Origin of the sequence: Arthrobacter sp. zg-Y1110 (assembly GCF_025244865.1) — a bacterium.
GTDB lineage: Bacteria > Actinomycetota > Actinomycetes > Actinomycetales > Micrococcaceae > Arthrobacter_B.
The window spans coordinates 2,091,882-2,116,572 of record NZ_CP104272.1; the positions used below are offsets into that span (position 1 = coordinate 2,091,882).

General features: G+C 64.7%; 33 protein-coding genes. 21 read left to right on the top strand and 12 right to left on the bottom strand.

What is annotated here, in order from left to right; all coding sequences use genetic code 11:
• Positions 1-2: 2 nt before the first annotated feature.
• Together N2K99_RS09645 and N2K99_RS09650 are read right to left on the bottom strand one after the other, a co-directional pair.
• The gene (locus N2K99_RS09645) at positions 3-818 is read right to left on the bottom strand and encodes a hypothetical protein (RefSeq protein WP_227933627.1); all 816 of its coding nucleotides are present in this window, start codon (positions 816-818) and stop codon (positions 3-5) included.
• A gap of 68 nt (positions 819-886) precedes the next feature.
• Positions 887-1,225 carry a chorismate mutase gene (locus tag N2K99_RS09650; RefSeq protein WP_227933628.1) on the bottom strand — a complete coding sequence of 113 codons (339 nt, stop codon included), beginning with the start codon at positions 1,223-1,225 and terminating at the stop codon, positions 887-889.
• A 97-nt stretch (positions 1,226-1,322) separates the two neighbouring features.
• Here N2K99_RS09650 and N2K99_RS09655 point away from each other — a divergent pair, with 97 nt between their 5' ends.
• Positions 1,323-1,760 (top strand): VOC family protein, encoded by a 438-nt coding sequence (locus tag N2K99_RS09655; RefSeq protein ID WP_227933629.1) that lies wholly within the window; start codon positions 1,323-1,325, stop codon positions 1,758-1,760.
• A gap of 7 nt (positions 1,761-1,767) precedes the next feature.
• On the opposite strand, the gene N2K99_RS09660 is transcribed toward N2K99_RS09655, so the two are convergent.
• The gene (locus N2K99_RS09660; protein ID WP_227933630.1) at positions 1,768-2,556 is read right to left on the bottom strand and encodes an SOS response-associated peptidase; all 789 of its coding nucleotides are present in this window, start codon (positions 2,554-2,556) and stop codon (positions 1,768-1,770) included.
• Between the two features lie 134 nt (positions 2,557-2,690).
• Here N2K99_RS09660 and N2K99_RS09665 point away from each other — a divergent pair, with 134 nt between their 5' ends.
• Together N2K99_RS09665 and N2K99_RS09670 are read left to right on the top strand one after the other, a co-directional pair.
• Positions 2,691-2,915, top strand: coding sequence for a mycoredoxin (locus tag N2K99_RS09665; protein WP_227933722.1), 225 nt, complete (start codon positions 2,691-2,693; stop codon positions 2,913-2,915).
• Between the two features lie 120 nt (positions 2,916-3,035).
• The gene (locus N2K99_RS09670) at positions 3,036-3,545 is read left to right on the top strand and encodes a hypothetical protein (protein ID WP_227933631.1); all 510 of its coding nucleotides are present in this window, start codon (positions 3,036-3,038) and stop codon (positions 3,543-3,545) included.
• A 31-nt stretch (positions 3,546-3,576) separates the two neighbouring features.
• On the opposite strand, the gene N2K99_RS09675 is transcribed toward N2K99_RS09670, so the two are convergent.
• A complete protein-coding gene (locus N2K99_RS09675) occupies positions 3,577-4,593 on the bottom strand; it encodes a zinc-dependent alcohol dehydrogenase family protein (protein ID WP_227933632.1) in 1,017 nt (338 codons plus the stop codon).
• 212 nt (positions 4,594-4,805) lie between these two features.
• Here N2K99_RS09675 and N2K99_RS09680 point away from each other — a divergent pair, with 212 nt between their 5' ends.
• The 8 genes from N2K99_RS09680 to N2K99_RS09715 all read left to right on the top strand — a co-directional run bounded on the left by N2K99_RS09680 (position 4,806) and on the right by N2K99_RS09715 (position 10,408).
• Positions 4,806-5,891: an S-(hydroxymethyl)mycothiol dehydrogenase gene (locus N2K99_RS09680; RefSeq protein ID WP_227933633.1), complete on the top strand. Its 1,086-nt coding sequence runs from the start codon at positions 4,806-4,808 to the stop codon at positions 5,889-5,891.
• Complete coding sequence (locus tag N2K99_RS09685; RefSeq protein ID WP_227933634.1) at positions 5,891-6,532, top strand: MBL fold metallo-hydrolase; 642 nt, start codon at positions 5,891-5,893, stop codon at positions 6,530-6,532. Before N2K99_RS09680 ends, N2K99_RS09685 begins: the two co-directional genes overlap by 1 nt.
• 55 nt (positions 6,533-6,587) lie before the next feature.
• Positions 6,588-7,139 carry a hypothetical protein gene (locus N2K99_RS09690; protein ID WP_227933635.1) on the top strand — a complete coding sequence of 184 codons (552 nt, stop codon included), beginning with the start codon at positions 6,588-6,590 and terminating at the stop codon, positions 7,137-7,139.
• A gap of 113 nt (positions 7,140-7,252) precedes the next feature.
• Positions 7,253-7,831 (top strand): hypothetical protein, encoded by a 579-nt coding sequence (locus N2K99_RS09695; protein WP_227933636.1) that lies wholly within the window; start codon positions 7,253-7,255, stop codon positions 7,829-7,831.
• Between the two features lie 65 nt (positions 7,832-7,896).
• The gene (locus N2K99_RS09700; protein ID WP_227933637.1) at positions 7,897-8,715 is read left to right on the top strand and encodes a DUF427 domain-containing protein; all 819 of its coding nucleotides are present in this window, start codon (positions 7,897-7,899) and stop codon (positions 8,713-8,715) included.
• Positions 8,716-8,966: 251 nt separating this feature from the next.
• Entirely contained in the window at positions 8,967-9,242 is a 276-nt protein-coding gene (locus N2K99_RS09705; RefSeq protein WP_227933638.1) for a hypothetical protein, read from the top strand.
• A gap of 21 nt (positions 9,243-9,263) precedes the next feature.
• Positions 9,264-9,683 (top strand): hypothetical protein, encoded by a 420-nt coding sequence (locus tag N2K99_RS09710; protein WP_227933639.1) that lies wholly within the window; start codon positions 9,264-9,266, stop codon positions 9,681-9,683.
• Between the two features lie 2 nt (positions 9,684-9,685).
• Positions 9,686-10,408 (top strand): SDR family oxidoreductase, encoded by a 723-nt coding sequence (locus N2K99_RS09715; RefSeq protein ID WP_227933640.1) that lies wholly within the window; start codon positions 9,686-9,688, stop codon positions 10,406-10,408.
• Here N2K99_RS09715 and N2K99_RS09720 read toward each other — a convergent pair.
• Both N2K99_RS09720 and N2K99_RS09725 read right to left on the bottom strand, forming a co-directional pair.
• Positions 10,381-11,115 carry an NADPH-dependent F420 reductase gene (locus tag N2K99_RS09720; protein WP_227933641.1) on the bottom strand — a complete coding sequence of 245 codons (735 nt, stop codon included), beginning with the start codon at positions 11,113-11,115 and terminating at the stop codon, positions 10,381-10,383. The genes N2K99_RS09715 and N2K99_RS09720 overlap by 28 nt on opposite strands.
• A 4-nt stretch (positions 11,116-11,119) precedes the next feature.
• The gene (locus N2K99_RS09725; protein ID WP_227933642.1) at positions 11,120-11,992 is read right to left on the bottom strand and encodes a helix-turn-helix domain-containing protein; all 873 of its coding nucleotides are present in this window, start codon (positions 11,990-11,992) and stop codon (positions 11,120-11,122) included.
• Positions 11,993-12,145: 153 nt separating this feature from the next.
• Between N2K99_RS09725 and N2K99_RS09730 the strand changes: the two genes are divergently transcribed.
• The gene (locus tag N2K99_RS09730; protein ID WP_227933643.1) at positions 12,146-12,829 is read left to right on the top strand and encodes an SDR family NAD(P)-dependent oxidoreductase; all 684 of its coding nucleotides are present in this window, start codon (positions 12,146-12,148) and stop codon (positions 12,827-12,829) included.
• Between the two features lie 16 nt (positions 12,830-12,845).
• A complete protein-coding gene (locus tag N2K99_RS09735; RefSeq protein ID WP_227933644.1) occupies positions 12,846-14,090 on the top strand; it encodes an MFS transporter in 1,245 nt (414 codons plus the stop codon).
• A gap of 189 nt (positions 14,091-14,279) precedes the next feature.
• Here N2K99_RS09735 and N2K99_RS09740 read toward each other — a convergent pair whose 3' ends face one another.
• Positions 14,280-14,531 carry a DUF1272 domain-containing protein gene (locus N2K99_RS09740; protein ID WP_227933645.1) on the bottom strand — a complete coding sequence of 84 codons (252 nt, stop codon included), beginning with the start codon at positions 14,529-14,531 and terminating at the stop codon, positions 14,280-14,282.
• Between the two features lie 608 nt (positions 14,532-15,139).
• Between N2K99_RS09740 and N2K99_RS09745 the strand changes: the two genes are divergently transcribed.
• Positions 15,140-15,904 (top strand): hypothetical protein, encoded by a 765-nt coding sequence (locus tag N2K99_RS09745; RefSeq protein WP_227933646.1) that lies wholly within the window; start codon positions 15,140-15,142, stop codon positions 15,902-15,904.
• A gap of 283 nt (positions 15,905-16,187) precedes the next feature.
• Positions 16,188-16,511: a PASTA domain-containing protein gene (locus N2K99_RS09750; RefSeq protein WP_227933647.1), complete on the top strand. Its 324-nt coding sequence runs from the start codon at positions 16,188-16,190 to the stop codon at positions 16,509-16,511.
• 96 nt (positions 16,512-16,607) lie between these two features.
• Here the strand turns inward: N2K99_RS09750 and N2K99_RS09755 are convergent, their stop codons facing one another.
• Together N2K99_RS09755 and N2K99_RS09760 are read right to left on the bottom strand one after the other, a co-directional pair.
• Positions 16,608-17,195, bottom strand: coding sequence for a hypothetical protein (locus N2K99_RS09755; protein WP_227933648.1), 588 nt, complete (start codon positions 17,193-17,195; stop codon positions 16,608-16,610).
• Between the two features lie 173 nt (positions 17,196-17,368).
• Complete coding sequence (locus tag N2K99_RS09760; protein ID WP_227933649.1) at positions 17,369-17,920, bottom strand: NUDIX domain-containing protein; 552 nt, start codon at positions 17,918-17,920, stop codon at positions 17,369-17,371.
• A gap of 173 nt (positions 17,921-18,093) precedes the next feature.
• Between N2K99_RS09760 and N2K99_RS09765 the strand changes: the two genes are divergently transcribed.
• The 4 genes from N2K99_RS09765 to N2K99_RS09780 all read left to right on the top strand — a co-directional run bounded on the left by N2K99_RS09765 (position 18,094) and on the right by N2K99_RS09780 (position 20,003).
• Positions 18,094-18,396 carry a hypothetical protein gene (locus N2K99_RS09765; RefSeq protein ID WP_227933650.1) on the top strand — a complete coding sequence of 101 codons (303 nt, stop codon included), beginning with the start codon at positions 18,094-18,096 and terminating at the stop codon, positions 18,394-18,396.
• 141 nt (positions 18,397-18,537) lie between these two features.
• A complete protein-coding gene (locus N2K99_RS09770; RefSeq protein WP_227933651.1) occupies positions 18,538-18,846 on the top strand; it encodes a nucleotidyltransferase domain-containing protein in 309 nt (102 codons plus the stop codon).
• 44 nt (positions 18,847-18,890) lie between these two features.
• Positions 18,891-19,067, top strand: a complete 177-nt coding sequence (locus N2K99_RS09775) for a hypothetical protein (RefSeq protein ID WP_227933652.1) — start codon at positions 18,891-18,893, stop codon at positions 19,065-19,067.
• A gap of 162 nt (positions 19,068-19,229) precedes the next feature.
• On the top strand, positions 19,230-20,003 hold the full coding sequence (locus N2K99_RS09780) for a class I SAM-dependent methyltransferase (RefSeq protein WP_227933653.1): 774 nt from the start codon (positions 19,230-19,232) through the stop codon (positions 20,001-20,003).
• A 98-nt stretch (positions 20,004-20,101) separates the two neighbouring features.
• Here N2K99_RS09780 and N2K99_RS09785 read toward each other — a convergent pair whose 3' ends face one another.
• Complete coding sequence (locus tag N2K99_RS09785) at positions 20,102-20,908, bottom strand: PIG-L deacetylase family protein (RefSeq protein ID WP_227933654.1); 807 nt, start codon at positions 20,906-20,908, stop codon at positions 20,102-20,104.
• A 118-nt stretch (positions 20,909-21,026) separates the two neighbouring features.
• Here N2K99_RS09785 and N2K99_RS09790 point away from each other — a divergent pair, with 118 nt between their 5' ends.
• Both N2K99_RS09790 and N2K99_RS09795 read left to right on the top strand, forming a co-directional pair.
• Positions 21,027-21,569, top strand: a complete 543-nt coding sequence (locus N2K99_RS09790; RefSeq protein WP_227933655.1) for a hypothetical protein — start codon at positions 21,027-21,029, stop codon at positions 21,567-21,569.
• A gap of 55 nt (positions 21,570-21,624) precedes the next feature.
• On the top strand, positions 21,625-23,067 hold the full coding sequence (locus N2K99_RS09795) for a lipase maturation factor family protein (RefSeq protein ID WP_227933656.1): 1,443 nt from the start codon (positions 21,625-21,627) through the stop codon (positions 23,065-23,067).
• Here the strand turns inward: N2K99_RS09795 and N2K99_RS09800 are convergent.
• Entirely contained in the window at positions 23,064-23,837 is a 774-nt protein-coding gene (locus N2K99_RS09800; RefSeq protein WP_227933657.1) for a winged helix-turn-helix domain-containing protein, read from the bottom strand. The genes N2K99_RS09795 and N2K99_RS09800 overlap by 4 nt on opposite strands.
• 100 nt (positions 23,838-23,937) lie before the next feature.
• Positions 23,938-24,690 carry a lipoyl protein ligase domain-containing protein gene (locus N2K99_RS09805; RefSeq protein ID WP_227933658.1) on the bottom strand — a complete coding sequence of 251 codons (753 nt, stop codon included), beginning with the start codon at positions 24,688-24,690 and terminating at the stop codon, positions 23,938-23,940.
• Position 24,691 lies beyond the last annotated feature (1 nt).

The following is a 24,691-nucleotide window of genomic DNA, read 5'->3' on the forward strand; positions in this document are numbered from 1 at the left end:
ATTCAGGACCCGTCTCCGCCGGCCGGCGCATCCAGGACCTGGAAAGCAGGCATCGTGTGAAGCATTCCCATGGTTTCCAGCTCCGCATACAGATCGGCCACCGCAGCGGCGGTCCAGTCCTTGACGGCTATCAGGGTCCCGTCCGGATCCTCCCGGATTACTGCATCCAGGGGGAAGGGAACCCTGCCGTACCCGGTCCGTGAGAACCAGTTCAGATAGCCGACGGACGGGGCGTCAATCGAGCGGTTCCCCCTGCCCAACCGCTTCTCCATCTCCCTGCAGGCGTGCATGGTGTCCGGGGTAAAAAGGCAGGCGGTTTCCGGCTGCCAGATCCGGGCCAGTCCGCCGAACCAGCTGTGGGCCTCCTCCGGTGGGCCAATAATGAATTCTGCCGGCGGCCGCAGGGAGATGCTGTTTGCCGGGGTTCCCCAGACATTACTGCGGCCGGCAGAGATATCGAACTGAAACAGTCCGTTGTCCGGATCGCCGGAACCGGTCAATGAGAATTCTGCCTTGAGGGTTCCGGTGTCCACATGCGAGTCGGGAACATCGCGCTGGCGGGGACTTTGAATCAGCGCACCCAGCGCTTCCGGCGCGTCCGGGACGTCGACCCATTTAGGTCCGGGCCCGAAGAGGGTTTTCACGGACATCTGCCATCGCGCATCGGGATCCGGGAACCGGCTGCGGAACAAGGGAAGCGTCAGCAGGATCCGTTCGGCGACCTGTACCGGAGTCTCCTTCCGCGATCCCCATTCCAGGGACAGCCAGGCATGGACCCGGTCGGTCTTCGGGAACAGTTCCCCCACGGTTTGTGCCATGGGCCACAACATACCCGACATGTTTCCGGTCCAGGGAGACAACCCGGCCGGGACGGGCGACCGGTTTCCTAGCTGCGGCTGAAGGCGTCCAGCTTGCGCTGGGTCTCCATCTCGTGGCGGACCTTCAGCTCGTAGTCGATGAAGGCCTCGATCATGGCCGTGTACGTGCGTTCCACCACATTGCAGTCGCCGTCCTGCTCCTGGGCCGCATGGCGGACATGGGCAATGACTTCCTCCATGCGCTTGGGCGAGCGGACGGCGTCGTCGTTGTCCTTCAGTCCCCCGGCGAGCCGGACCAGCCGCTGCCGCCGCCAGATCAGCGCGACAATTTCCTCATCGATTTCGTCAATGGCTGTCCGGACATTATCGAGCTGTCCCGAAACGGATTTGTGCTCAGCTGCTTCCATGCCTTAAAGAGTAACCATTCCCGGGCCGCAGGCACCGCGCCGGGCCTCCGCTACCCGGGTAATGGCCGTCCGGCGCATTCATGGCAGGATCATAGGCGTGAATCCCCACGTTTCCGTGGTCACCGTAGGCGTACGGGACCTCGAAGTAACTTACGCGTTCTACGTTTCGCGGCTCGGCTGGGAAACAGTGCAGTACGTCCCCGACGAGGTGATCTTCTTCCAGATCAACCATGGGCTGCTTCTGGCCTTTTTCCGGGCCGACCATCTGGCGGCGGAAGCCGGCGCGGTCGGCGAGCTCCACAACGCCCCGGTCACCCTCGGGCACAACGTGGACTCGGCCGCAGAGGTAGACGCCGTGCTGGCCAACGCCGCCGGCGCCGGCGGGATCATCACCGCCCCCGGAACCCAGATGAGCTGGGGCGGCTATTCCGGCTACTTCACGGACCCCGACGGGCTGCGCTGGGAAGTCTGCTTCAACCCCGGCCTCAGGGTGGACGACGCCGGCCGGGTCACCCTCGCGGTGATCTCCGACTGAGTTCCCGCTAGAACAGCACGTCCTCCGTCTGCACCGTCTCCGCCGGATCCGGATGCAACAGGTACTCGCCGTCGTTGCGCACGTTGCCCACGGCAGGATGGGCTTCGGACAGTACCCAGTCCGCCGCCGTCGCGTAGGCCTGCGCCGTGGCCAGGGCTACCAGCGTGGCCGCATCGCGCCGCGCCGGGTCCAGCCAGGCAGCCATGGCGTCCGGGGACAGCGGCAACGGCAGCCGGTCGTGCAGGCCGGCCAGTTCGCGCAGCGCGGGTTCGGCGCTCTCCGCCGGGGGCGCGGCGACGGTGAGGATCGACGTCGAGAGCAGCCACTTCTCCGGGTCGCCTTCGGCTTTGGCCGGATCCCGCCACCACTCATACAGGCCGGCAAAGTAGATCGGGGCGCCGTCGGCCCGGGAAACGTGGAACGGACGGCGTTCCTTGCCGGGGCCGGCCTTCCATTCGTAGTAACCGTCCACCGGCACCGCACAGCGGCGCGAAAGAACCGCCTCACGGAACGTCGGCTTTTCCAGGACGGTCTCGCTGCGGGCATTAAACGCACGGACGCCTACGGATGCATCCCCCGCCCACCCCGGAACCAGGCCCCACCGGGCAACGTGGATCTGGCGCACCTGCGTCCGTCCCCGGCCCGGCACGTCCACGAACCGTTCGAGGACAACGGGGACGTCCGACGTCGGGGCTACGTTCCAGGACGCCCGCAGTTCCAGACGGGCGTCCGCCTCCGCTTCAGCCTCGGCCACGAGGTCCCCCACGGAGCGGGCCATAACGTATCTTCCGCACATGCCTCCAGTCTGCCACCGGGAATGCCGCCGGCCGGAATAGTGTTGGATGAGGCAACAATCCATTTCGACGAAGAGGAGCAACCATCGTGGCTGCCACTGCTGAAGCTTTCACCCCCGCAACCGGAACCATCACCATGTTCTCCACCTCCTGGTGCGGATACTGCCGGCGGCTGAAGTCGCAGCTGGATGCCCAGGGCATCGGTTACACCGAGGTAAACATCGAGGACGTGGAAGGGACTGCGGAGCTGGTGGCCTCGCTCAACGGCGGCAACCAGACCGTCCCGACCGTGATTTTCCCGGACGGTTCCGCGGCCACAAACCCTTCCGCTTCCGAGGTGAAGTCCCGCCTCGGCCTCTAGCGGATAGGGCCCCTCGGGCCCGGTGGACGGCGGAACGGCGTGCTTGACTCTCGGTTACTGAGTAGTAGTGTGGGGGCTCTTCCAGAGGGAACGGGTATTACCGGGACACGAAGGAGCGAGATGAAGACCACGATGACACGGGCCGCCGTCCTCCTATCGACAGCCGGACTGATCGCCGGTTCCGCGGTTTTCGCGGCACCGGCCTCAGCGTCCGTCGCCGAATGCGAACCCGGGTCCACGGCAACTACGTTCACGCGGTCCTCCGCGGGCCGGGAAGCAGCCGGCACGGCAACGCTCACGAACAGTTCCACGGTCACTGCACCTGTCGCGCTCACCAGTGAACGTTCCGTCACCAGCCAGGCGTCTACCAAGGGGCCGGTGCCGCTCAGTGCAATCCTTCCCGCTGTGCGGACCGAGGTCAGCCCGCTGGCGTTCGAAACCGCCACCTGGCGTGCCGGGCAGTCGATAATCCAGCTGACCTTGCCGGCGGGCCAGGCACAGGATGTGACATACGGGTTCAACCTGATGTCGTTTTCCGGGTCGCAGCAGGAATGCGGGCTGGACGGACGCTTCGGTCCCGCAACGGACTTCAGCGGCACCGTTCCGACCGGAACCTTCGTGGACTTCTAGCGCCGCGGGTGGGAACCTGCCGGGCGGTGAGTCAGGGACGCAGCAGTGCCTTTATGGTCCGCCGTTCGTCCATGGCCCGGTAGGCTTCCGGGGCCTCACCCAGCGGCAGCTCCAGGGTAAAGACCTTCCCCGGGTCGATTTTCCGCTGCAGGATCAGCCCCATGAGTTCGGGCAGGAACCGGCGCACCGGAGCCGGGCCGCCCAGCAGGTGAACCTCAGCGAAAAAGAGCTGTTCGCCGGGCAGCTGCACGCCGTGCGGCACCCCCACGTAGCCCATATGCCCGCCGGGGCGGGTGCAGCCGATGCCCTGCAGCATCGAAGCCTGCGTCCCCACTGCCTCCACCACGCTCTGGGCGCCCAGCCCGCCGGTCAGCTGGCGCACCGCTGCCACGCCGTCGTCGCCGCGTTCCTGGACAATGTCCGTGGCTCCGAACTCCCGGGCCAGTTCCTGCCGGTCCGGGTGGCCGCTCATGGCGATGATCCGTTCGGCGCCCATCTGCCGGGCGGCCAGCACGGCCAGGAGGCCCACCGCGCCGTCGCCCACCACCGCAACCGTCTTGCCGGGGCCGGCTTCGGCAGCAGCCGCCCCGAACCAGCCGGTACCGAGCACGTCCGAAGCGGCGAGCAGCGACGGGACCACGTCCGCTTCCGGCGGTTCCGCCGTCGCCACGAGCGTGCCGTCCGCGAGGGGAACCCGTACATACTCGGCCTGCGCTCCGCCGACGCCCACGGCATGGACACACCGGCTCTGATAACCCGCGGCGCAGATTTCGCAGGTGTTGTCGGAGGCGAAGAAGGAGCCCACCACAAACTGGCCCGGCCGGATCAGGGAAACCGCTGCCCCGGTTTCTTCGACTACGCCCACGTATTCATGCCCCATCGGGCGGGGGCGGCGCACCGGGTCGATGCCCCGGTACGGCCACAGGTCCGATCCGCAGACGCAGGCCGCCACCACCCTCAGGATGGCGTCAGTGGATTCCTGGAGTACCGGCCGGGGGACATCCTCCACCCGGACATCCCGTTCTCCGTACAACAGGGTTCCTAGCATGGGCACTTCCTGGTGTTGGCGGCTGGCAGACTCCGGACCCGTTCCTGCCTTCCATGCTAGGACGGTGCCCGGCCCGGCGGCAGGTCCTGGCGGTTGAGCCGGGAGCGGAAGGGCAATTCCGGCTTCGCCCCCGGCGCTCCGGGTCCATAGGATGGGAAGCGGGATGCTGGACTCAGGCTTCCCGCCCGGACATCGAAAGAGGCAGCACACTCATGGTTCATAAGGTTCAGGCCGTAGTCGTCAAGGAAAAGAACGCCCCCGTCTCCCTGGAGACCATCCTGGTTCCGGACCCCGGGCCCGGCGAAGCGCTGGTGGACATCCTCACCTGCGGCGTCTGCCATACCGACCTGCACTACAAGCAGGGCGCCATCAATGATGACTATCCGTTCCTGCTCGGACACGAAGCCACCGGCGTCGTGTCCGCCGTCGGTCCCGACGTTACCGAGGTAGCCCCCGGGGACCGTGTGGTGCTGAACTGGCGCGCTGTCTGCGGCGAATGCCGCGCCTGCCGCAAGGGCGAGCCGCAGTACTGCTTCAACACCGCCAACGCCACGCAGAAGATGACCCTGGAGGACGGCACCGAGCTGACGCCCGCGCTGGGCATCGGCGCGTTCGCGGAGAAGACCCTCGTGGCCGCCGGCCAGTGCACCAAGGTGGACGAGGACGTCGACGCCGCAGCGGTGGGCCTGCTCGGCTGCGGCGTTATGGCCGGCATCGGTGCCGCCATCAACACCGGCGCCGTGCAGCGCGGGGAATCCGTGGCCGTCATCGGCTGCGGCGGCGTGGGCATTGCCGCCGTCGCCGGCGCGAAACTGGCCGGAGCCACCACCATCATCGCCGTGGACATCGACTCCGCCAAGGTCGAACTGGCCATGGCCCAGGGCGCCACGCACGGCATCAACTCCAAGGACGAAGATCCGGTGGAAGCCATCCGCGCCCTCACCGGCGGCTTCGGCGCCGACGTCGTGATTGACGCGGTGGGACGCCCGGAAACCTATAAGCAGGCCTTCTACGCGCGCGACCTCGCCGGCCGCGTGGTGCTGGTGGGTGTGCCGAACCCGGAGATGACGATCGAACTGCCGCTGGCGGACGTGTTCGGCCGCGGCGGCTCCCTGAAGTCCTCCTGGTACGGCGACTGCCTGCCCTCCCGGGACTTCCCCATGCTGGTGGAGCAGTACAAGCTCGGCCGGCTGGACCTGGATGCCTTCGTCACCGAGCGCATCGGCCTGGGCGACATCGAGGAAGCCTTCACCAAGATGCATGACGGCAAGGTCCTGCGTTCGGTGGTGGAACTGTAATGTTCCGCATCGACAACGTGGTCACCTCGGGAACCTTCTCCCTGGACGGCGGCACCTGGGACGTGGACAACAACGTCTGGATTGTCGGCGACGACGCCCAGGTGATCGTCATCGACCCCGCCCACAACATCAACGCGATCGCCGAAGCCGTGGGCGACCGGGAGGTCATGGCCATCCTGCTCACCCACGGGCATGACGACCACATCCGTGCCGTCGGCAAGGCACGGGACCGCTTCAGCGCCCCGGTGTTCCTGCACGCCGCAGACCGGATGCTGTGGGACGCCGTGTTCCCCGACGAGGGACCGGACGATGTGATCGAGGACGGCGACACGTTCGAGATTGCCGGCCACACGCTGCGCGCCCTGCACACGCCGGGGCACTCCCCCGGATCGGTCTGCTTCTCGCTGGCCGCCGGCGAAGACGTTCCGGAGCCCGTGGTGTTCAGCGGCGACACGCTGTTTAACGGCGGTCCCGGCGCCACCGGCCGTTCCTACAGCGACTTCCCGACCATCATCGCGTCCATCCGGGAACGGCTGCTGACGCTGCCGGCCGAGACGAAGGTGCTCACCGGGCACGGGGACTCGACGTCGATCGCCGCCGAAGGTCCGCACCTGCAGGAATGGATCGACCGGGGGCACTAGGACCCGCCGCGATCTGCCATGCGCATGCCTTGACCGTCCGGGTTAGGGTATGCGCATGGGGGATCACCGCGAGATGCTGCTGGATTTGTCCGCGGACGACGCAGGCGCCGAAGCGCGGATGCACGAGGTGCGTTCATGGCTCCGGGCCAGCGGTTGGAGCGCACCCGCGCCCCACAACTACGACTACCTCTACAGCGAGCATGTGTCCGACGGTCCGGGCCCCCGCCTGACGGAGCAACTGGACCCTCGCTCGCCGGATTTTGTCTTCACCTTCATTCCCGGCCGCGATCTCTATCTCCATGGCGACAGCACGGGGGGCCCGGAGTGCCGCAAATGCGGTGAAGCCACGGACATCGACGACGTCGCGGGAATGGTCCAGGAATGGCTGGACTCGCACGAGGAACCGGACCTCACCTGTCCCCGCTGTTCATGGCACGCGCCCTGGGGAAACTGGGACCTCAGCTGGTCACTGGTGGTTTCCTCGTTTGCCGTCATCATCCACCAGGACTCCCACACCCCGGACCAACAGGCATTTGCCCAGCACCTTAAGTCGCAGTTGCAGGCCGACCTCGGCGGGCGATGGGTGCTCATGCACTATCACAGCTAGGATCCTTGCAGTCCGAATCGTCAGGCCCCGGTACGGAAGAGCGTTTCCTGCAGCACACCCCACCGTGTGCAGCGGGTCGGGACAGAAAAGCCATCCCGTAGTAGGGTCAGCGCATGGGGGATACTCGTGCGCAGCTGCTGGATTTGTCCGTGGACGACGCAGGCGCCGAAGCGCGCATGCACGAGGTACGGAAATGGTTCCGGGACAACGGTTGGAGCGCCCCCGACCCACAGGTCTACGACGATCGGCACAGCCAGGAGGTGTCCGACGGACCCGGCCCCCGCCTCATAGGGCAACTGGATCCCCACCGGCCGTACTTTGTCTTCACCTTCATTCCAGGTCTTAACGTCTATTTCCTGGGCGACAGCACGGCCGGACCGAAGTGCCGGCAATGCGACGAAGAACTGGACATCGACGTGGTTTCCAGGATGATCCAGGGGTGGTTGGACTCGGGTCAGGAACCTGACCTGACCTGTCCCCGCTGCTCGTGGCACGCCCCCTGGGGGCGCTGGGAGCTCAGCACCTCCCTGGTTGTCGCCTCGTTTGCCGTCATCATCGACCGGGACTGGCATGTCCCGATCGGCCAGGATTGGCGTACCGCGGTGGATCCGTACGACCTTCCACGACGTTTTGTGGAGGAGTTGCAGGCCGATCTCGGCGGGCACTGGGTGTTTATGTATTTTCACGACTAAGACCTTCGAAGCGGCTGAATCCGCAGGCCCTTGTTTCGGCTGGCGGCCCGCCGGAGACTTGTTCCATGGCACTGCAGATCAGCCCCGCATTCTGGAAGTTCCTGCCCCAGCTGCGCTACGAGCCCACGCCGCGGCGTATCCGTGCACAGCTCGGCGGCAACACCGTGGTGGACTCCACCGACGCCGTGCTGGCCTACGAGCCGCGGCGGGTCACCCCCATCTACGCAGTGCCCGCCGAGGACATTGCGGCAGAGGTGACTGCTGCATCGGAGCCCGACGGCGACCCGCTGGCCGAGGTGCCCCCGGATGCCCTGATGGACCCGCGCTATCCGTTCTCCGCGCACACGGCCCCCGGCCAGCCACTCGACCTGCGCGCTGGATCGCACGAGCTGTCCGGAGCCGGGTTCCGACCGGATGATGCGGATCTCGGCGGGTATGTGCTGCTGGACTTCAACGCGTTTGACCGGTGGCTGGAGGAAGACCAGGTGGTCGAGGGGCACCCCCGGGATCCCTTCCACCGGGTGGACGCCCGGGATTCCTCGCGTGCGGTGCGGGTGCATCTGGACGGACAGCTGCTGGCAGAGACCCGCCAGCCGCTGCTCGTCTACGAAACCATGCTTCCGCCGCGGACCTACTTTCCGCGCGGAGACGTGGACTGGGATGTCCTCAACGCATCGACCTTCCGGTCCGTCTGTCCGTACAAGGGGACGGCGAACTACTGGTCGGTGACCGGGCATCCGGCGGGCGCGGACCTGGCCTGGTCGTATGAATCGGTGCTGCCCGATTCGGCGCAGTTGAAGGACCGGGTCTCGTTCTTCGATGAGCGCACCGAGGTCTACGTCGACGACATCAAACAGGAAATCAACTCCCTGTTCCGCTTCTAAAGCCCGGCATACCCACCTCAGCCAGCGCGCCACGCCGCGCATCCTGCCGCTGTTCGAATCCCAGCACCCGCGTGTGCAAATCCAGTGCTTTGTCCTGGTCGTCCGCGGGCCGACCATCGGGGGGGTCCGCCAACCGCAGCCTGCCACTGAGGGGTCCTGTCAAACCCCCGGCTGTGCAGGGCACTGGCCGCTGATTACCGGGACTCGTAGCGTTGTTGCCCCAACGCCGCATCAAAAGGGAAGGCAACACCATGTCAACGCCTAATGAATCGTACGAACTTGCCCGCCGGCGCGTCATCGCGAAGACCGTTTACAAGGGGGTGGTCGGTCTCTGGCTGCTGCTCGCGGTCCTTCAGGTCGCTATCTGGTACTTCACGACGCCGGACGGCTACTTCTGGCCGGCCTGGCCGATCTTGGGAACTCTTGTCGTCGCAATCATTGCGGGGATCCCCGTCTACGCAGGCCGTCCCGCCATCTCGGATCGCCGTATTGAGGCCGAAGTGGCTCGGATGCGGCGAGACGGCTGACCCGTACCAGGAGAGGACATCATGCTCGACAGCACCCACCAGGTCATCGCAGGCATCGTTCTCCTCACCGTCATCGGCGTCGCATACGGTGGCCGGTTCGTCTTTACAGCGGTAACCGGACGATTCCCGGCGAACGACCTCCAAAAGAGCTTCTTCCGTGCCGGCCACGCTCACGCGGGAGTGCTCATCATCCTCGGCCTCCTGATCATGGTGATCGTGCAGGCAAACGGCGTGCCCGAGCCGTTCGCCACGATTTCCCTCGGCGTCCTCGTGGCTGCAATCCTGATGCCCGCCGGTTTTTTCGTCTCCGTCATCGGCCGCGATCCCACACGGCCCAACCGGGCCATTATGGTTCTCTGGATTGGAGCGGCTGTGCTAGGCGTCGGCCTGCTGGCCGCAGGCGTCGGACTCATCATTCAGGGGGTCACGTCAGCGCCATGAACATGACTGAGACAGTTGCACTGGTAACCGGAGCGAACAGGGGGCTGGGGCGGGAGTTCGTGGCCCAGCTGGTTGAGCGGGGTGCACGGAAGATCTACGCGACAACCCGTCAGCCCGGGAAGGTCAGCCTCCTTGAGCAGTTGGGAGCGCCCGGCCAGGTCGAAGCCCTCGTCGTGGACATCACCGACCCGGCGACCGTCGAGGCGGCGGCCGCCGCGGCCGCGGATGTGAACCTGCTGATCAACAACGCGGGCATCGCCACGGCCACGAATCTGCTGACCGGGGACGTCGGCCGTATCCGGGCAGAAATGGACACCCATTTCTGGGGCACCCTGGACATGACACGTGCCTTCGCGCCGGTCCTCGCTTCCAACGGGGGCGGCACCATCATGAATGTGATGTCCCTGCTGTCCTTCCGCTCGTATCCGGGAAACGGTGCCTACGCTGCCGCGAAGGCCGCCGAATGGCAGCTCACCAACAGCACGCGCCTGGAGCTTGCCGACCAGGGCACACATGTCATGGGCGTGCACCTCTCTTCCACCGATACCGACATGATGAAGGGCTGGGACATTCCCAAGAACGATCCCCGCGTGATCATCTCCGATGTGCTCGATGCCCTGGTGAAGGGGTCGCACGAGTTTCTGGATGCAGACACGCAAGCCGTCAAGGACCAGCTGAGCCTGCCTCCCGAAGCTTTTTACGCAGGCATGGGCCCCTTCGCCTGAGCCGCTGCCTGGACTGAGATGACGGACCGTTGAGCGCGCTGCAGATTGCGGATGAGTTCCGCGCGGCTTTGTCCATCGACGTGGTGGCGCCACATCGGCGTACCGGGGCTGCTGCGCCAGGATTCGCTCAGCGGACTGTTATCAACTGCGTCGAATCCGAGATCGTCATAGAACCGCGTCACCAGTTCGACGGCCTCCGGATAGTCGCTGGAGACGACCAGCGCCTTACGGTCAGGTGCTCCGGCCGGTCGCGCCAGCCGCATGATGGCCGGCAGCGCGTCGCTGGGAACACGGAGGTGGAAGCGCTCATGGAACTGGACGTGATTGAACGCCTTGACGACCTTCGAGGTGGGCAGCTGTTCCTGACGTAACTCATGAATAGTCTTGAGCCCGGAGTCGACGTCGGGGAAGTTCCCGTCGCGCCAGACCATGTAATTGTTGTTATCGATCACGACTTTTCCTGCGAGTTCCTGTACCGGCAGCCGGTCACCGGGCGCGTACGGGAACGCGGTGACGGCGAAGTCAGCGGCAGCCGCAGCCTCTGCCGCGTAGGCGGCGCGTGCCCGCGGCCCCAAGTCCTTGACCTGCCGCTGCAAGGTTTCCGGTCCCCGCGAATTCGCGATCACGACGTCGTAGCCTGCCGCTGTTGCCACCCGGGCAAGCGTTGTTCCGGCCTGGCCCGCGCCGAGGATGCCGATAGTAGTCACGGTATTACTCCCTGGTTGACCCGGCGCTGGTTTGCGGATGTTGCTGGCTCGTGTTCGTTGAGGACGCCGCGGAGGCAAGGAGCGCAAGTTTCTCAGCATTGTCCGAGCCGGCGTCGGGGTGGTAAATGACAAGCATCAGTCCGTCCGCTCCGTTGATGCCCAGCCGCTCCCGGTTGAGGGTCATTTCCCCGACCTGCGGGTGGTTGAGCCGCATCGGCGTGCCTCTCTGCGCGCGCACTTCATGCCGTGCCCACATTCGGCGGAAGTAGGGGCTCGCCAGCGAAAGCTCTCCGACGAGTTCAATGAAACGGGGATTGTCGACATCCTTGCCCACGGACTGCCGAAGGTTCGCAATGAAGCACTCCGTCACCACTTCCCACTCCGGATAAAGGGCCTGCTCGGCCTGGTCGAGGAACATGTCCCTCAGCTGGTTCCCCCCGAGGTCAAGACGCGGTGAGAGCGCTTTCGCCAGGCTGTTCGCGGCCAGGATGTCGAAGTACCGCCCCTCGATGAAGGCAGGCTGGGCGAGCGAATCCAGCAGCTTGAGTGCACCAGCGGGAACGGTTTCCTTGGACGGCCGGCGAACGCGCTGCCGGGGAACGTCCGCTACCAGCGTGAGCAGGTACGCGAGGTGGTCGTCGTCAAGTTGGAGCACGCGGGCGATGGACTCGAGGACCTGGACGGAGGGGTGCCGGTCCCGCCCGCGCTCCAACCGCAGGTAGTAATCGGCGCTGATGCCGGCGAGCATGGCCACTTCCTCGCGCCGCAGTCCGGGCACGCGCCGCACACCCATGTCCGGGATGCCGGCCTGCTTCGGTGTTACCAGCTCACGCCTGGCCCGCAGGTAGTCGCCAAGGGCGTTCGATGTCTTACTCATGGGAGCCAGCCTAGGACCTGGCAGGGCGGTTGGGACAGCGGCAGAGGGGGTCCTGTCACTCCCCCGGCTGGACAGGGCTCTGGCCGGTGAAAGCAGGCATTCGTAGCGTTGCAGTGGCTCAGCTGGAGCTGAGCCTACCGAGAGGACAGAAAATTGACCATCACATTAATCACCGGGGCGAACAAGGGCATCGGATTCGAAACAGCCAGGCAACTGCTGGAGTTGGGGCATGTCGTTTACATAGGTGCCCGTGATGCCGAGCGGGGTGAGAAAGCCGCAGCAGAGCTGGGCGCTCGATTCGTGCAGCTCGACGTAACGGACGACGCCTCAGTCAGCAGCGCACTCGCGAGCATTGATGCCTCCGAGGGGCGGCTCGATGTCCTGGTGCACAACGCAGGCATCCTGGAAACGGAGATGGACGGCCCTTCCGCCCTCCGGGCCTTCGATACCAATGCCGTAGGCATTGTCCGCGTCACGCAGGCGGCACTCCCCCTGCTGCGCAAATCCGCCAACGCCCATGTGGTCACCATCTCGAGCAGCGCCGGGTCCTTCTGGGCGGTAACCAACCCCGATCGACCGGAGTTCGACCTGCCGCTTGCCCTCTACTCGGCATCCAAGACGGCGGCGACCATGCTCACCGTGCAGTACGCCAAGTCCCACCCCGGCATCAAGTTCAACGCACTCGAACCCGGCACCACTGCCACGGAAATGGCGGCCCGTTTCGGAATCGGGAGGCCACCGGAAGAAAGCGCACGAGTCGTTGTGCGCCTCGCCACCCACGGCTCGGAGGGCCCAACCGGAACCCTCCGGGACGAAAACGGCGAGCTGCACTTCTAGGAGAAGGATCACCACAATGACCGCCACCCCCTTACACCTCACCAAAGCAGGCCAGACAGCCTCCTGGGGCGGTGTTGTCTCGCTCGGCCTTGGAATCTTCGCGATCGTTATGTCTGAGTTCTTGCCCGCGAGCCTCCTTCCGCGTATCGCCGGAACCCTGGACGTATCGGTCGGTGCTGCAGGACAAAGCGTGACAATGACCGCCGTCGCTGCTGTTTTCTCGGCCCTCTTTATCGCCGTGGTCCTCCCCCGCACCGATCGCCGGCGGGTCATGATCGGTCTTACCGCCTTGGCCATCCTCTCCAACATCCTCGTTGCCCTGGCACCCGGCCTTTTCGTTCTTCTGTCGGCGCGGCTCCTGCTCGGCGTTGCCCTTGGCGGCTTCTGGGCAATGGCCACCGCCATGGCCGCGCACCTGGTGCCCGCCGACCATCTCGGCCGCGCGCTGACCGTCATCAACGCCGGTGTAGCGGTTGCAACCATCGTTGCCGCACCTCTCGGCGCCTGGCTCGGGGAAATCTGGGGATGGCGGGCCGTCTTTTTCATCGCCGCAGTCGTCGCAGCTCTGGCCCTGCTCGTGCAGGCGGCCACACTGCCGGCCATCAGACCTACAGGAGTGAGCGGGCTCCGCGCCCTCGGATCGACCCTTGGCTCCGGAGTGGTCGTAGTGGGATTGGTTGCGGTCCTGCTGGCCTTCGGCGGCCACTTCGGCGGATTCACGTATATCCGCCCGGCGGCAGAAACCGTGTCCGGAATCGATGCCGGCGGTCTGGCCGTGCTGCTGCTCGTGTTCGGAGCCGCCAGCGTCCTGGGCACCGTTCTCAGCGGCCCCCTGGCCGACCGTGCGCTTCGGGCCGCCGTGGTCCTCTTCCCCGCGGTATTGGGGCTCGGAATGCTTGTTATGCTCCTCGCCGGCGGATCAATCACGGGCCTCTTCATCGCCGCCGCACTCTGGGGGTTTGGTTTCGGCGGACTCCCGACCGCAGTGCTCAGCTGGGGCGCCAGGACTGCACCGACACGGCTTGAACAAATCGGCGGGCTCATCGTGACGGTCTGCAATATCGCGATCGCCGTCGGAGCGAGCGTCGGCGGAGTCCTCGTCGACGGCGCCGGTGCGACCTACGCTCTGACCGTAGGTGGAATTGCGGCGATCGTCGGCGCGTTCATACTGACGATTCTTCCCCTTACAAAAACGGCCGTGGTCCCAACCTGTCAACGCACTGCGGGTCCAACCAATTCTATTGACGGGGCTGCGGCATGACCGCGATTGCTCGTCGCCGCACTTCGCCGTAGATCGTCGTTCGAGAGACTGAGAATAGTTCAGCGCGTTCGGCCTGGGTGTGCTCGCCTTTGTCGTGCAGCTCAAGCAAGTGCCGGCGCTGCGAAGCAGATAGCTTCGGCGTCACGATCGTCTTTGTGCCACCAATTGATTAATCCGTGCTGTGCCCTGCTATCTGGCGGCGAGTTGTTTTTGGCAGTCCGGAGAGACGACCCTCATGGTGCTTGGGGGGTTTTCCTCCAGCCACCACGCGGGGCGGATGGGGCGCGGTTGAAGGTTTCCGCCACAGTTGGGGCATGCACGATCTTGAAAGCGGTCTACACAGGTTGGGCACCAAGTGCATTCGAACGTGCAAATGTAAGTCTCATCAGACGGAGCGAGATCCCGATTGCAGCATTCACAGTTTGGGCGGATTTCAAGCATGAGAAAACTGTATGTGTATGCTTCAGGGTTTGGTCTGATTGCCCTCTAAGCGTGTCCCCCTACTAGTCCTCACCGGCTCGTCGCACGGGAGTGCGATTCACACGACCGGACCAGGGCTCGCCCCCCCCTGCACGAATACGATCGTATTCGTGCACGTCTGTGCAGCAGCACTGACATGTAATTGCCCATCCGCCCAGCCGTGGCGTTTGCGTCACCTTCACCGGGCATTTTTGTGGGCGGGGTATATGCAAATTCCTCGGTGCCAGCATCGACATGGCGATGTCCCCGGAGGGGAAGCGGTGGCAGCACGTCGCACTGAGGGACCCTAAAACAACACGATTCGAGCTGTTCTGCATCGTTGTACCCCAATGCCGCAGCTCCCACGGCAGAGACACGCGTCATAGGCGCTTAGATTCTGTTGGTCGAAACCACACCCCACTGAGGGGTTTCTTCGATGTATCAGCGCTTGAACTTGCCTAAGGACAACAGAGTGCTTGGTCCGGGATGCTCTCTGGTTTGATTGAGTCATGAAGCTACCGCCGTTCGAATCCGATTATGAAGATTCAGTCCTACCGACATTTGCTGGTGACCCAGCCACACATATCGCGGTGAGAATCAGCGCGGATGCGGAGACTCCATGGACGCAGATGTCGGCGCTTTTGGGCACGACAGTGATCCAAGCCGTCCAAAGCTTCTACCTGGCAAAACGATCCAGACAGTACTTCAGTGATCTGCCGGAAGACGACGATCGGGTTGGTCAGGCGATCGAGCACATCAACAACCGGTTGATGCGGATGGCGGTGCTCGACATCGCCGCGCTCAACGACGGCGGACTCGGAGGCAAGGACCCCGAGAACACTCGGACAGCGTCATTGCCCACAGCCCATCGACGCATGGAGCGGCATTTGACCGACGCCAACGCGTCCGCTGCCGAGCTGGATCAGCTAGGCAAGCTACAAACTGACATCAACTGTGATCATTACATGCCGTTGAAGTACGTTCGCCACCTCCGCAACAAATGGGCAGGGCACCCGTCTCTGGATCGTCGGTTCGACGCTTGGGCAGATGCCGACAAGACACTGTCGATTGCTGTGGTGGAGGCAGCGTTGACTCGGCTGGTTAACAACGCCCATGACACTGCAAGGTTCGTCTCCTCAGCTCCTGCGCTGCAGGACTTTCGCCAGCCTCCGGCGGTGGCGAATCCCGATGGTTCCTGGCCCATGGAGGTTAATCTGAGCAACGTCACAGTCTTGGCGGACATCATGCGGGAATCCGCCGATAAACAGGTTCGTGCCCTCCGTGCTCAAATCACAGGCGAGACAAAGCTCGAGCGATCGGCCCATACGGAGGCATACCGAGGTAAACAGTATTAGGACTGCGTAGTTCAGTGTCGTCAGGCGGACACTCCACAGCCGCATAACGGGAATCCTTACAATGTCGTCCACAAAGCGTCACGGTCGCCTCGGAGGACAAATCTGTGCATCGAGGGTGGGGACAAGGTGTCCACTATGCTCCACCAGCTGACGCATCAGTTCGCGCTGTGGATATAAGGGAAGGTTCCCGTGATGAGCCTACTGAGAGCGCGTTCAAGGATCGGGTTAGGGACCTTGCTAGCACCTTTAGCTGGAGGGGTGGTCCGGGCGTACCGTTAGCGCCATGGTGGAGCGCATGTTGAAGAGAGTTCTCGTTCCCGACGTGGTCGGACTACCGTTCCATGTTGGCCGGGACATCGCGGATGAAGCAGGCGTCACTCTTGCCAACCCAGATCCCGATGGGCCACCGATCGGTGCCATCGCATGGCCGGGCTTGTTCTACATCACCTGGCAAGACCCGCGGGCGGGCTTCGAACTGAACCAGGGGGACTCAGTGAGGGTGGAAGTCGTCGAACACGGCGGCGCGCAAAACGGTGCCCTAACGCGCGACCCATCGGGCCCGCCGGCACTTGCGGCTCACGCGCAAACAGAAGCTGACACCGTCTAGTCTCCGGAGGTGGTCTTGGTTATTTCTCCCAAGCCATCTGACTCAGCTGCGCCCAGTGCGTAGGAGGATCCCCACTGGGACGCAGGGGTGTGGCTGTTAGCCCCGGGTCGTAAACCGGACCTGGATTCGTTTGAGTTCAGCGCGTGGAAGTACTGCGGTCACGACGCCGCCGCCTGCGAGACGGGCTCCGATGCCGTACACGAACGGGTCAGTATCGACCTCTGCACCGGTTACGTCGACTCCGTTGACGACGGTTCTGGCCTGGCCGTTGACCATCCGGCCGGTCACTGCGGGTGCGTGCTGGTCCCAGGGTTTGTCGCCGGGCCAGAGCTCCTGCCGGTACTGGTTCATCAAGATGTGGTTGACATGGTCAGCCAGGAGGCTTTGAAGCGAGTGCTCGGAAGGCTCTCGGTGCCAAGTGGTTCGCACGGCCTCCCACAGCTGCGGATATTGCATTCGCTTCACTTGTTCGATCAGCCAAGGGGGCCGGGGCCATGGCGGAACTTCCTCGATCGCCCTTCGGGTCTCCTCGTCGAAGTCCGCAAGGTTAGCCGGATCTGAGCGATCATCCGGGTTTCGCCAGAGAGTGTAGGTGATGCTCGCTGTCATCTCGCTGTACCCACGGTCATCCATGGCGGAGTTCAGGCTTACGGAGTCCGTGTCCTCCAGCGATGGCTGGGGCATAAGCCCTAGCACCGGAATAGGCATGCGCTTCAGATTCTCGACCCATTCAGCACGAGGGTCGGGGGCGTCTTCGGGCAGAATGCCAACCAGTCTCATGCCTAGACAATGAATCAAACGAGGGTGCCTGTAAATGGGAATGGGTTGCAGGCCCAAATGTCCCGCTTACCGATCCGTCACCGGACGATACGCAGTGCCTGCCTCGCAAGCGGCCAGAGCGCGTCGAGGCGGGCGGACCAGGGGTCAGCCATAAGGCCCGCACACAGCCGGCGGTCGACTTCCTCGAGAGGCACCCACTCGGCGGCCATGACTTCGCTCTGCTGCAATCTCAATTCGGTGTTCGCCGGCGCGTGGGCAGTATAGAAATCAAGAAGAGCTGCTGCTTCAACAAATCGATCAATCGGCGTCAGCACGGACGGCGGAATCTCTACCCCCGTCTCCTCCCCCAGTTCCCGACTCGCCGCCTGACGACTTGTCTCACCACTGAGAGCGCTTCCACCGGGGAACTCCCATCCGAAGGGAAATTCCTTAGTTGCTGCACGTTGGGTAAGGAGGACAGCTCCATCCTCACGCTGGATACAAACTGCGACGATCAAATGAAAAAACCCGGACGGCCAGTTCGCTGCGCCCCTGCGATAGGTTCTGCCCGTCGGAGACCCTTCGGCATCCACGACGTCCCACCACTCGTCAGTACTGTTCGTTTCTAAACTCGTCCAGGACGTTGGCATGTCTTCACCTTAGTAGGCGGCAAGTACCCGCGACATGACCGAGACCGCCCGGACACCGATCGCCTTGAGGAACGGCATCGTGGCACTTGGTTATGGTGAAGTCATTGGGCACCGGATCTTGTCTATGTGTGTGACAGTAATTGCCCGAATGGCCGAGGTGATTTAGGGGGACCATGAGCACATTTACGCAAGTCGCCCCATTTTTCGTTTTCCCCGTCTTGGCCATGGTCATCGGTGTCTTTAGGTCCTGGCAGGGGTTGTTGGACCGGGAAAGGTATCTTGCCTGGGGGTTGGGTCTGACCTTGGGAATCCCCGTGCTTGTGACCGGCGTCGTCATGCTGACGAATCATCCCGGCACACAGAATGAGGCCGACCCGGGGATGGGTCGGTTCGTGCTGGCGTGGATCAACGGCGTTCTTGGTGCCGCAGCTGTAGCTGTAGTGGCCTTCCTCGACAAGATCTCGACAGACAGCTGACAGCGGCATTTGCTGAAAGGGACTGTGATCAGGGCGCGTCGAGTTTACCGTCTTGCCCAGCTCATGGACCGGCTTACGGAACAACTGGGCTCGACTCACCGGGGCCGGGATATGCTGCCCGGATTGGCTAGAGTGCTCCGCATGGATGAACTTGTTCAAGCGCAGCTTTCTGCCATCACAGAGGTCCTACGCGCGGCAAATACCTTGGGGATCGAAGTCTGGTTACGCGGAGGTTGGGCGATGGACTTCTACCTCGGCCAGGTGACGCGTAACCACGAGGACGTAGATTGGTTCGTCTGGCAAGATGATCTGCCAGTCATATCAGGACTACTTGTCTCTCGGGTTTGGTTGATCTCGCGAACCACCCACGCGACCAGCAGCGTGACCTTGTTCGGGATGAGGTCGAGCTTGGCTTTGCACCACTGGCTCGAAGCGATTGCGGTGAGGTAATAGTGGGTGGCGGCCCGTTTATGGGTGAGCCCTGGCCTAAAAACATGATTGAGAATACCGTCGTTGCGGAGCTGGAAGGTATCCGCTGCCCCGTCATCAGCCCGGAGGCTCAGATCGAGATCAAACGCATGATGCCGGTATGGGTTCCCGGCTTTCGACGCCGTGACAAGGACGCTGTAGACATTGCAAAGCTAGAGGCAGCGCTACGCACGCTGCAATAGGAACCGGTACGAGCCGCGACAGAAATTCTCCCACGAGTATCAGTATCCGTAATCATCGCTATTCCCTTGCCGATCGCTAAGGCGGGTCCCGCAGGAGGATCCATTGCCGGACAAGCGGATATCCCAAGCAGTCGCTTCTATGAATCGTGAGAACATCATCGTGTGACCGACGACACTTCGCTTGAACTGCCGCCCCTATATGAGTCCCTGACCTGGCTCACCCCGCTTTCCGAGGAACGTGCCGCTCACCTTGTGGCGTTCTTGTCCGACCCGGCACCGGCTGAGGTTCTGGACATGGGGTGCGGATGGGGCGAACTACTACTTCGGGTTTTGACGTCGGCCCCGCAGGCACGGGGACGCGGAGTGGACAGTGCTTCCGCATCCATCGACCGAGCCAGGCAACAGACATTGACTCGCGGGCTGCTCAACAGAGCGACGTTTGATTCGATGCCAGGGCTAGAAGCTCAGGATCGCCCCGCAGACGCTGTCATCTGCATCGGCGCGAGCCAGATCTGGGGGCCGCCGGTAGAGGACGCACAGCCGCTCAACTACGCCGCAGCCCTGCGCGCCCTTCGAGCTCTGGTACTCCCCGGCGGCCGGCTCGTCTACGGCGAGGCGATCTGGTCAGCAACACCTCATCCGGCTGCTACCGCCCCTCTGGCTGGACGTGATGACGAGTACCTGACATCAGATGCGTTACGCGAGCAGATCCGCGCCGCTGGTTTCGAGGTGGTGGACGAGGACCATGCAAGCGTTCAGGAGTGGGACGTCTTCGAGGCCGGATATCGCGACAGGTTTACCCGTTGGCTAAAAGCACATGATGCCTACCATCCCGCCGCAGGGCAGGTTCGTCAGCAATATGAGGAACAGCGAGCGGCATATGAAGAGGGCTACCGGGGCGTCCTCGGGATGGCGTATTTCTGCCTAAGGGGGTAGGAGTCCACCGCAACTCACCGTCACCTGGCGCGCAGACATGCTGGCGTTCCATCAGGGGATCCTTTCCGCCCCGCCCAACTCATTGTGTCGACGCCCGTCTAGTCCAGCCCCTCGAACACATCGCCCAGCACCGCTGCCCCGGGCTGCCGCGGCGGCCAGGCGATGACCAGCGGCTCCGTTGAGACGGAACGGGCCCAGCCGGCATCCTGGTCCACGTCCGGGGGTACGCCTGGGGAGACCACGTGGCGCTGGGTCCGGTGTTCCATCAGCCCGGCCACGATCCGGTGCGCCACGCTGCCGACGTCCACTTCCATGCCGATCAGGTCGTCCGGAACCGGGCGAAGGTCATACACCCGGTCCTCGTCCCAGGGTTCCAGTCCGTGTCGGGCCCGGCTGCGGTTCCACCGTTCCCAGGTGGAGCGGCGGACACCGCCGTGCAGCAGGCGCTGCAGCCCCGGACCGCCGTCGGCCCGAAGACCCGTGAAGGCGGCATCGGTGGCCGCACCGACTGCGATGTGGTCCGGGTGCCCGGTGATCCCGTCGGGGCCGAAGGTGGCGACGACGTCGGGCCGCTCCTGCGCCAGGATGCCGCCGATCCGCTCCACAAGTTCCCCGAAGGGAACCTGCGCCACAGCGCCGTCGTCGTAGTCCAGCCACTCATGGCGGTCCGGCGGCCTGCCGTGCGCCGTCCATGCGGCTTCCATTTCCCGCCGCCGGATCTGCCCGAGCGGTTCGTTGACCGGCGGATAGGACGGATCGATCTGCCCGGCGCCGCCGTCGGTCGCGTGGACCAGGACGAAGCGGAACCCCGGATCGTCTTCGTGCAGCGCCACCGTACCGGCCAGCCCGTAGGCGTCGTCGTCGGGGTGGGCGACGACGAGGGCAAGGACACGCGATCCGGTCATTTCCGGCACCTCCCGCGGGACTGGGGTTCTGCCACCGTTCCAGCGTAGGACGAGGGGCAGGCAAGAGGAACCTGCTCCTCTTTCGGGTATTTTCCGGCGGCATTCGTTACGGTGTGGCATGAGCGATAACCGGGAACAACTGCTGGACCTTTCCGTGGAAGCGGAAGGAAGCGAGGAACGATTCAGCCAGGTACGGAACTGGTTCCGCAGCACCGGCTGGAGCGTGGCCGACCCTACTGTCTACGACCCCTACTACGAGAAGCATCCCGCCGACGCCTTCGGACCGCGCACGTTGGCGGCCTCCGCAGACGCCAACGGAAGCTACAGCTTTGTCGCCGGACGGGAGTATTACTTTGCCGGTGAGGGTACCGGGGGCCCCGTTTGCCGGCGCTGCACCGTCCAGCTTCCGCTCGAGCTGGTTGTTCCGCTGGTCAGTGAATGGTTCGACGGCGGTCCCGAGCCCCGGCTGGCCTGTCCGGACTGCTCATGGACGGGACTATTCGGCGACTGGGAGCTGCGGAGCTGCATGGCCATGGCGTCCTTCGCGGTCATCATCGATACCGGCACCGGCGGGTATTCACCCGAACTCACCATGACCCTGCTCGAAGCCCTCAATACAGACCTCGGGGGACGCTGGGTCTACATCAACCAGTACATCTAAGCCGGGGCCCAGGATCGGCAGCGCCGGCCCGCCGCCGGAGCTAGGCTGACATGCCATGGAGTGGTTCAGCGCCGAAGGATACGAGTTCGCCCGCCAGGTGCTGCAGCGCGGCATCGCCGCCGTCTACCTGATCGCGTTCCTCTCCGCGGCCGCCCAGTTCCCGGCGCTGCTGGGCGAAAACGGCCTGCTCCCGGCCCCGCAGTTCCTGGCCCGGATCAAGGGCCGGGGCATCCCTACCCTCTTCCACTGGCACTATTCGGACCGGTTCCTGCTCGCCGTGGCGTGGGCGGGCGCCGCCGTCTCCGCGCTGCTGGTGGCGGGAGTGCCGCAGACCGGACCGTGGTGGCTGCCGATGGCAGCCTTCCTGTTTATCTGGGGGCTGTACCTGTCCGTGGTGAACATCGGGCAGACGTTCTACGGGTTCGGCTGGGAATCGCTGCTGCTGGAGGCCGGTTTCCTGGCTGCGTTCCTGGGCTCCGACGACGTCGCGGTTCCGGTCGCGGTGCTGTGGGCCTTCCGCTGGCTGGTGTTCCGGCTCGAATTCGGTGCCGGCCTGATCAAGATGCGCGGCGACAAGGTGTGGCGGGATCTCACCGCCCTGTACTACCACCACGAAACCCAGCCGATGCCGAACCCGGCCAGCTGGTTCTTCCACCACTTGCCAAAGCCGCTGCACCGGATGGAGGTGCTGGGCAACCACTTCGCCCAGCTGGTGGTGCCGTTCTTCCTGTTCTTCCCGCAGCCGGTGGCCTCGATTGCCGCGGCGGTGGTGATTGTTACCCAGTTCTGGCTCGTCCTTTCGGGGAACTTCGCCTGGCTGAACGTGCTGACCATCCTGCTCGCGTGCACGGCGATCAGCGATTCGGCCGTGCAGGCGGTGCTCCCGGAGGCGCAGTTCGCCGCACCGGATCCGGCCGCAACCCCGGTGGCGTTCGCCGTCGTCGTCGGCGCCGTGACCCTGGCGGTGCTGTACTGGGCGTGGGCACCGTTGAAGAACCTGGTCCGCCGCGACCAGCTGATGAATGCCAGCTTCAACCGCTGGCACCTCTCCAATGCCTACGGCGCATTCGGCAGCATTACGCGGCACCGGAACGAGGTGGTCATCGAGGGCACCAACGATCCGCCGGGGCCGGACGCCCGCTGGCTGGAGTACGAATTCAAGGGCAAGCCCGGGGACCCGCGCCGGATGCCGCGCCAGTTTGCGCCCTACCACCTGCGCCTGGACTGGCTGATGTGGTTCCTGGGTCTGGGCGCCGCGGGTGCCTGGTTCCCGGTGCTGCTGCGGAAGCTGCTCGCCGCCGACCGGCGGACCCTGCGCCTGCTGCGCAGGGACCCGTTCGACGGCGAGCCGCCCCGCTGGATCCGTGCCCGGGTCTACCGCTACCGCTATTCCACGCCGGCGGAACTGCGCCGCGACCGGGTCTGGTGGGTGCGCGAGCCCCGCGGATTCCTGGTGGACCCCGTTGAGGGTCCGGGCACGACGCCGGGCCGGTCCTAGGCGGTTGCCTTGGTGACCACGTTGTGCGTGGCGTGGTCATACAGGAAAGTCAGCGGACCGCCGGTATGCCACAGCTCGATGTTGCCGCCGTCGCGGTGTGCGTCGAACCCGTAGTTCTCGTCCCACGAACCGTTCAGTGCCACCTTGTAGGTGTATGTGCCTTCGGGCAGGTCCACCGTGAGCTTCCACAGTTCGTCGTGGCGGTCGAATGCGAACTGCCCTCCGGCCGGGTTCCAGTCCTCGGTACCGAGTGCCGCGCCGAAATCGCCGGCGAGGGCCACGGACTCCGGCTGCGGGAAGGACGGCTCCGGGATGTCGGTTTCCGGGTGCGAGCCGTGCTGCTCGGCCGGAGCGGAAGGGACGGCGACGGCGTCGCGCAGGACCTCTTCCACTACTTCCTCTGCCGGGGAAGCGGTTTCTGCCGCTGCCACCGGCTTCCCGCTGAGGGCGGCTGACAGGTGCGCCGGCTCCGGGAAGTCTTTCAGGGCCCGGCGGCCCTCGTTGGTGATGCTCCAGCCCGAGCGGGCTTCCTTGAGGATCCAGCCCGCCTTGACGAGCTTGGTGGTGGCGTTCACCAGGGCACGCTCGCCGCGGGTGGTGCCGCTGGCCAGGGCCTCCGCTTCGCGTCCTGCGAGCGGCACACGGTCCAGGGCGGCACCGAGTACCTTTGCCCTGCTGACCTTGCCGGTAGCTGACGGGTCCTCTGCTGCGAGGATCTCAAGGACCGCCTGCAGCCGCAGCGCAGTGTTTTCAACGGTGTCTGAGCCCAATGGAATTCCTTTGTTACGAATGTTGATAGCCGCTCCGGTTAAGCCGGCTCACCGCCATCAACACTATCCCCGGCAGCCGCCGGGACGAAGCGACCGGGCCCTAGTGTTGCGCAACTCTCCCCCGCAGTGCGGTGAAGTCCCCGTCAACGAGGGGTGCGTAGCCGGCGTAGGCGGCCAGGACGGCGTCCTGCACCTTGGCAATATCCAGTCCCGGTGCGAGGTCCCGGGCGGCTCCGGCGGTGCGCGGGTCCCAGCCCAGCCCGAGCTCGGCATAGCAGTCGGTCAAGACCCGGCGGAGCGGGAGGGCGTTGTCCACCACCAGCACCGAGGAAAACAGCCAGCCGCCGGCAATCACCCGTTGGGCCGTGCCCGCCAGTTTGATCCGCTCCCCGCCGGGAGCGCCGCCGGGAGCCTCGCCGGAGACGGTGAATTCCCCGGGGCAGTACTCCCCCGGAATTTCGCCTACACCGGCGGTCAGCCCGACCTTGCGGAACGCGCGGGCCAGCAGCTCGCCGAAGTCCGCGAAACGGCGTCTCGAACCGGCGAGGGCATCGGCGTCCGGCTCCACGTGGTCCAGGACCAGGCAGCCGTCGTGGTAGGCGGCGGCCCGGCCGCCGGCCTTGCGGACCAGCGGCTCGAAGCCTTGCCGGCGGCAGGCAGCCTGCGCCGCGGCGAAGCCGGGCAGCTTGGCGTCGCGCTGCCCCAGGGCGACCGTGGGGCGGGGACGGTATATCCGCAGGGCCGGGCCGAGCCCACCGCTGCGGACGGCTTCGAGCATGGCGAGCGCGAAGTCGAGGTCGGCCGCGGCGCCCAGGGATTCCTCCTGCCGGAACACTTCCAAGGCGGCGGGCACC